General features: G+C 74.0%; 4 protein-coding genes and 1 tRNA gene. 1 reads left to right on the top strand and 4 read right to left on the bottom strand.

Features of this window, described 5'->3' with window-relative positions; translation table 11 throughout:
* From AC2W7J_RS15155 to AC2W7J_RS15145, 3 genes are all read right to left on the bottom strand, one after another.
* Positions 1–1,416, bottom strand: a 1,416-nt coding sequence (locus tag AC2W7J_RS15155; RefSeq protein WP_485983404.1) for a YfjP family GTPase, incomplete at its 3' end; no start/stop codon positions are given.
* 151 nt (positions 1,417–1,567) lie between these two features.
* Positions 1,568–3,286 carry a GTPase family protein gene (locus tag AC2W7J_RS15150; protein ID WP_485983402.1) on the bottom strand — a complete coding sequence of 573 codons (1,719 nt, stop codon included), beginning with the start codon at positions 3,284–3,286 and terminating at the stop codon, positions 1,568–1,570.
* A 100-nt stretch (positions 3,287–3,386) separates the two neighbouring features.
* Positions 3,387–3,460, bottom strand: a tRNA-Arg gene (locus AC2W7J_RS15145).
* 79 nt (positions 3,461–3,539) lie between these two features.
* Here AC2W7J_RS15145 and AC2W7J_RS15140 point away from each other — a divergent pair.
* Positions 3,540–4,184 carry a 4'-phosphopantetheinyl transferase family protein gene (locus AC2W7J_RS15140; protein ID WP_485983400.1) on the top strand — a complete coding sequence of 215 codons (645 nt, stop codon included), beginning with the start codon at positions 3,540–3,542 and terminating at the stop codon, positions 4,182–4,184.
* 86 nt (positions 4,185–4,270) lie between these two features.
* On the opposite strand, the gene AC2W7J_RS15135 is transcribed toward AC2W7J_RS15140, so the two are convergent.
* Positions 4,271–5,760 (bottom strand): PrsW family intramembrane metalloprotease (locus AC2W7J_RS15135; RefSeq protein WP_485983398.1); only part of this gene is annotated, 1,490 nt, incomplete at its 5' end.

Below are 5,760 nucleotides of genomic sequence, written 5' to 3'. Positions count from 1 at the left end.
ATCATTACCGACTCGCCGATGGCCCGACGCAGCCGCTTGTCGACCGTCGCGGCGCGCTTGCGGGCGCCGATGCCGGCCAGCCAGCGGGCGATGGCGGCGAGCAGCAGCCCGCCGAGCAGACCGCCGACGAGCAGCAGGAAGGGCATCGCGAAGGGCCCGACGTCCGCCGTCGGGATGTCGGGCAGCTGCAGCCACCCGGCGAGCGCGATGACGACGAGCCAGACGAGGCCGACGACCGCCGCGAGCGCCAGGACGATCTGCAGCAGGCTGAAGACCGCCCACCACGCCGGCTTGCGTCCGCGCAGCGAGGTGCGCAGCACCGCCTGATCGAGCTCGTCGGCGAGGTCGGCATCGGAGGGACGGGCGGCGTCGGCGACGGCATCGGCCCAGCGCGTGGGCAGGCCCTCGCCGGCGCTCGATCCGATCCGCCGGGCCGCGAGGTCGACCGCTGCCCCGGGCCGCGGGTGCCGGCGGCGGGATCGACGAGCGTCCGAGCACGGCACGCACGTCCTGCTCGGTGATGTCCGGCGACCCGGCGACGTCGCGGTCGAGCCGCAGCCGCTTGAGCGGAGCGGGACGGAAGGCGCGGACCCACCGGGTGAAGGGCCAGCCGGTACGCGCCCACGACTCCATCCGGAAGTCGCGTGCGACGGCATCGACGACGGTCGGCACCCCCGCGCTGCGGGCGAGGGCGTCGACGAGCTCGGCACGCGCCCGGTCGGACACCCCGGCGCCCTGCTCGCCGACCGAGTCGAGCAGTTCGCCGGCGGCGGTGCGCACATCGGCACCGAGGCGGTGGCGGGCGGCATCGGCGTGCTCGACGGCGTCGTGCAGGCGGGCGCGCAGGTCGTCGAGACCCGCTCCGCTGCGGGTCGAGGTGCCGACGACCTCGTGCTCGTCGAGGCCGTCACGCTCGAGCAGGCGGGTCAGGTCGGCGGCGATCTGCTCCTGCCCCCCGGCCGGCAGCCGGTCGACCTGGTTGAGCACGACGAGGGTGACGGCGCCGTACTCGCGCAGCACGGCGACGTAGTCGTCGTGGAGGACGGCGTCGGCGTACTTCTGCGGGTCGGTCACCCAGACGAAGACGTCGACGAGCTCGAGCACCCGGCGCGCCTCCTCGCGGTTGGCCGACTCGCGGGAGTCGAAGTCGGGCAGGTCGACGAGGACGAGCCCGTCGAGGTCGCCGGGGTCAGGCACCTGGTGGCGCGTGCCGACGGACAGCCAGTCGAGCAGCGCGCCCGCGGGCTCGCTCCCCCAGACCGCGGCGGTCGGGGTCGAGGTCGTCGGGCGACGCTGCCCCACCGTCGCCACGTCGGCACCGGCGAGTGCGTTGAAGAGCGACGACTTCCCCGAGCCCGTCGCCCCCGCGAGCGCGACGACCGTGTGCCGCCGACGAGGCGGTGCGCTCGGTGCCACCTTGTCGACCGCCTCGCGGCACGCCCCGCGGCCCGGGGGTCGAGACGGTCGGCCCCGGTGTCGAGCGCGGTGGCCAGGGCGTCGGCGCGCGCGGTCAGCTCGTCGGCCGTGAGGGCGCCCTGCGTCCCACGACGAAGGGGGTTGCGCGGGCTCATCGCGCCTCCTCACCGACCGCGGCGGCGGCCTGCTGGAGTCGACGGATCTGCGCCTCGCTCACGCTCAGCTCGCCGGTGACGGCGGTGTAGCGGTCGCGCTCGTCCTCGTAGAGCGTCTCGACCCGGTCGAGGAGCAGCTGGCGCGCCTTGCGGGCCATGTCGCGCACCGCTTGGTCGCCGAAGATCGCCTCGAGCACCTTTTGCGCCAGTGCGGTCGTGCCGCCGGCGATGGCCACCTCGGGGGCGACGAGCACGCCGCCGGTGTGGGCGAAGGAGACCAGCATGAGGAAGAGGCCGATGCCGTTGACCCCGTAGGCGGCGATGCGCGCGTTGGTGCGACGGTTGCCGCCCTCCGAGCGCACGATGTCGAGCACGTCGCCCTGCCAGTCGCGCACGAGGCGCTCGACCTCGCTCTCGAGGCCCCGCGAGGAGCGGGCCAGCTCGGGGTGTGCCTCGAGGACGAGGGGGCCGGCCTCGGTGCCCCGCCAGGTGCGGGTGATCGTCGCGGCCGCCGCATCGGCCTCGGCGATGAGCAGCGCGCTCACCCCGGTGTGCAGGGCCTGGTCGAGCTCGGCCGCCGGCGGCGGCCCACCGGCGACGGCGGAGGTGACCCGGTCGCGCAGGCGCGAGACTCCCGTCTCCACCTTGCGGAAGAACTCGCCGGTGCCGACGAACTCCTGCCACCGGGCGAGGACCTCGCCGCGCAGCAGCTGCCCGTCCTTCATCCCGTCGGTGACGCCCTGCTCGGCCGCGTCGTAGGCGTCGTAGGCGACCTGGGTGAGCGAGCTGGCCTGCTCGCGCTGGGCCTGCGCCGCCTCGATGACCGAGGTGGCCCGGCCGTCGAGCGACCGCAGGGCGCCCTGCAGCGTCTGGCGGATGATGATCGTGCGGGCCCGCTGGTCGCCGGCGAGCGCCGTGAGCCAGCCGCGCACCCGCTCGATGTCGGCATCGGGGATCAGCCCGTCGGCCGTCAGGTCGGTCTCGGGGACGGTGAAGACCGGCGCCGTCTCCAGACCCTGCTCGCGCAGCATCTCGACGAGGTGGGTGCGCACGTCGGCCATCGCCGGCCGGTCGACGCGGTCGAGGACGATCGCGACGGCGGTGCCGCGCTCGGAGGCCTGCCGCAGCAGCCGCCACGGGATCGCGTCGGCGTAGCGCGCGGCGGTCGTGACGAAGAGCCACAGGTCGGCTGCCGCGAGCAGCTGGGTCGCCAGCTCGCGGTTGGCCGAGACGACCGAGTCGATGTCGGGTGCGTCGAGGATCGCCATGCCCGGCGGCAGCGCCGTCGACGGGGTGAGCCGCACCGTGCCGGGCTGCGGCTCCCCTTCGCCACCGGTGACCCGGGCGAGCGAAGGGAGGACCCGCGCGTCGCGGAACCAGCGCTCGTCGTCGGGGTGGTGGATGAGCACGGGGCTGGTCGTCGTCGGGCGCAGCACGCCGGAGCGGCTCACCTCGCGACGGAGGATGGAGTTGACCAGCGTGGACTTGCCGGAGCCGGTCGAGCCGCCCACCACCGCGAGCAGCGGGGCGTCCATCGACTCGAGTCTGGGGATGACGTAGTCGTCGAGCTGGTCGAGCAGCGCCTGACGCTCCCCGCGCGCCTGCCGCGTGCTCGGCAGGTCGAGCACCAGCCGGCTCCGCTCGACCTCGTCACGCAGGGCGGTCACGCGGGTCAGGAGGCTGCCGTCGTCGCGTCCCCTCGGCATCTCACCCATGCGGCCCACCCTATCCAGCGACGCGCGTCCGGCAGGGTCACCCGGGGGCGACGCGCCCGGCGGGTCGCACCCGGCCCGGCGTCGCCCTCGCGGACGTCGGCGCCCCCGGCAGGACTCGAACCTGCGACCTAGGGATTAGAAGGCCCTTGCTCTGTCCAGCTGAGCTACGGAGGCACGCCCGGGTGAACGGGACATGTTCACGACCCGGGCGGCATCAGTGTAGTGAGGGGCCCGACCTGCCATGATCGGCACCATGCCTGTCCGGATCACCGTGCGTGAGGCGGGGGTCTCCGACTCCCCCGACGACCTGGCGATCCTCGACGCGGGCGAGCGCACCCGCGCCGGGCGCAAGCGCGAGGCGGCTCCCTTCGTCACCGGGCACGCCCTCGTGCGGCGGGTCCTCGGCGAGCTGCTCGACCGCGACCCGGCGGCGCTCGAGTTCGCCCGGCGCTGCGCCACCTGCGGCAGCGACCAGCACGGCAAGCCCAGCCTCGTGGACGCCCCCGGCTGGCACTTCTCCCTCTCGTACACCGGTGCCGGTGCGATCGTCGCCGTCGCCCAGGGCGTCGAGGTGGGCGTCGACATCGAGGACCTCACCGACGCCGACTTCGAGGGCTTCGCGCGCACGACGCTCGCGGCCGACGAGGTCGCCGGCTTCGGCAGCCTCGACGGGCACGACCTGCTCGTCGCCCGTGCGCGGGTGTGGGCGCGCAAGGAGCCGTCCTCAAGGCGACCGGCCGCGGGCTCGTCGTCGACCCCTCCGAGGTCCTCGTCTCCGGGCCCGGCGAGCCGGCGCGACTCGTCGACTGGCGGGCCGACGAGCCGCGCCCCGCGCAGATCTCCCTCGCCGACGTCGACGTCACGACCGACGACCACCGGGCCGCCGTCGCCGCCCTGACGGACGAGCAGCTCGTGGTCGAGCCGGCCTGACCGGACACGGGCAGGTGGGGAGCCTCCGCAGCAGCCCACCCACCCGCGCGACGATCAGGCGCCGGCGAACTCCCTTCGCCTGGCCGTCATCGAGTCGAGGAGGACCCGCTCCTGCTGGAGCGCGTCGTGGTCGGCCTCGTGGCGCAGCTTGCGGAAGCGCAGCAGCGCCAGCTCGGACGCAGAGTCCTGGAAGGCTCGCATCGACTGCAGGCTGACCGCACCGCCGCTGGCGCGGGCCCAGCGGCGGGCCACCCGCCGCTCCTTCATCGACGCGAGCATCGCGACCTCGTCGCGGGAGATCCACCCGGAGTCCGCGTAGGGCAGCAGGTGCTCACCGATGACCTTGCCCTCCCGCGAGCGGGTCCAGATGACGAAGGCGACGAAGGAGACGAAGGCGACGAAGCCGAAGCACAGGCCGAGGATCAGGCCGGTCGTGCCGGAGGAGGCGCTGAGGTTCCACAGCCCGTGGAGCAGGACCGCGGCGCACCAGCCGATGATCGGCGCGACGACCTTGACCGGCGTCGAGCGCGACAGCGCCGCCATGCCGACCGCGATACCGGTCATCGTCGTGAACATCGGGTGGAGGAAGGGGCTGATGATGCCGCGCAGCACGAAGGTGACGACGAAGGCCGGCGTCCCGCCCTCGGTGAGCGCGCGGCCGAGGTAGAGGATGTTCTCGGTGAAGGCGAAGCCCGCCGCGACGATGCCGGCGTAGACGATGCCGTCGGTCAGGCCGTTGAACTCCTTGCGCATGAACCACCACATGACGAGCAGGAAGACCCCCTTGAAGGTCTCCTCCACGAGCGGGGCGACGATGACGGCGCCGAGCACGTTGGCCGACTCCGGGTCGGTGACGCCGAGCAGGAAGACCCCGCCGATCGTGTTGAGCACGAGCGAGATGAGCGTCGAGCCGAGCGCGCCGTAGAGGAAGGCCGTGACGAGGTAGCGCCACGGCTCGGCCTCGAAGCGGTCGAGCCACAGGAAGATCGGCACGACGATCGCCAGCGGGATGAGCGCGAAGACGAGCCCGATGAGGGTGGTCAGGATGCCGAAGCTCAGCCCGAAGTAGAGCGCGAAGATCAGGGCGAGGACGAGCGAGCCGACGACCACGGTGCCGCCGAGCAGCCAGGTGCGCAGCGTGGGGCGCGGGGTCGGGTTGGCCTGCGCCTGCGCGGGCACGTAGTGGGCGGTGTAGCTCTGCTGCTGCAGCCACGCGGCGTGCTGGGCCTGCTGGTGGGCCCAGGCGGCACTGGCCTGCTGCTGGGCGCCCGCGTGCTGGGCACCGGGCTGCTGCTGCTGCGCGTAGGCGGCCTGCGCCTGCTGCTGCGCCCGGGCCTGCTGGGCCAGGCGCTGCTGCTCCTCGTAGGCCTGCTGCTGCGCGAGCACCTGCTGACGGGAGTCGGTGCGGGCCGCCTCCTCGGCGAGCAGGACCGAGCGGGTGGCGGTGCGGTACCACTCGGGCTCCTCCGGTGCGCTGCGGCGCAGCATCCGGCGGCTGAGGGTGTCCTCGGACGGCGTCGAGCGGGGGCGCGGGCGGCGCCGGC

It is taken from the genome of Janibacter sp. CFPM2_SD2 (assembly GCF_057364645.1).
This window is presented reverse-complemented; position numbering and strand designations above follow the sequence as displayed.

Bases quoted from the DNA above. Each gene is read 5' to 3' on its own strand.
- AC2W7J_RS15150 (WP_485983402.1), bottom strand. From the start codon at position 3,286: ATGGGTGAGATGCCGAGGGGACGCGACGACGGCAGCCTCCTGACCCGC.
- AC2W7J_RS15140 (WP_485983400.1), top strand. From the start codon at position 3,540: ATGCCTGTCCGGATCACCGTGCGTGAGGCGGGGGTCTCCGACTCCCCC.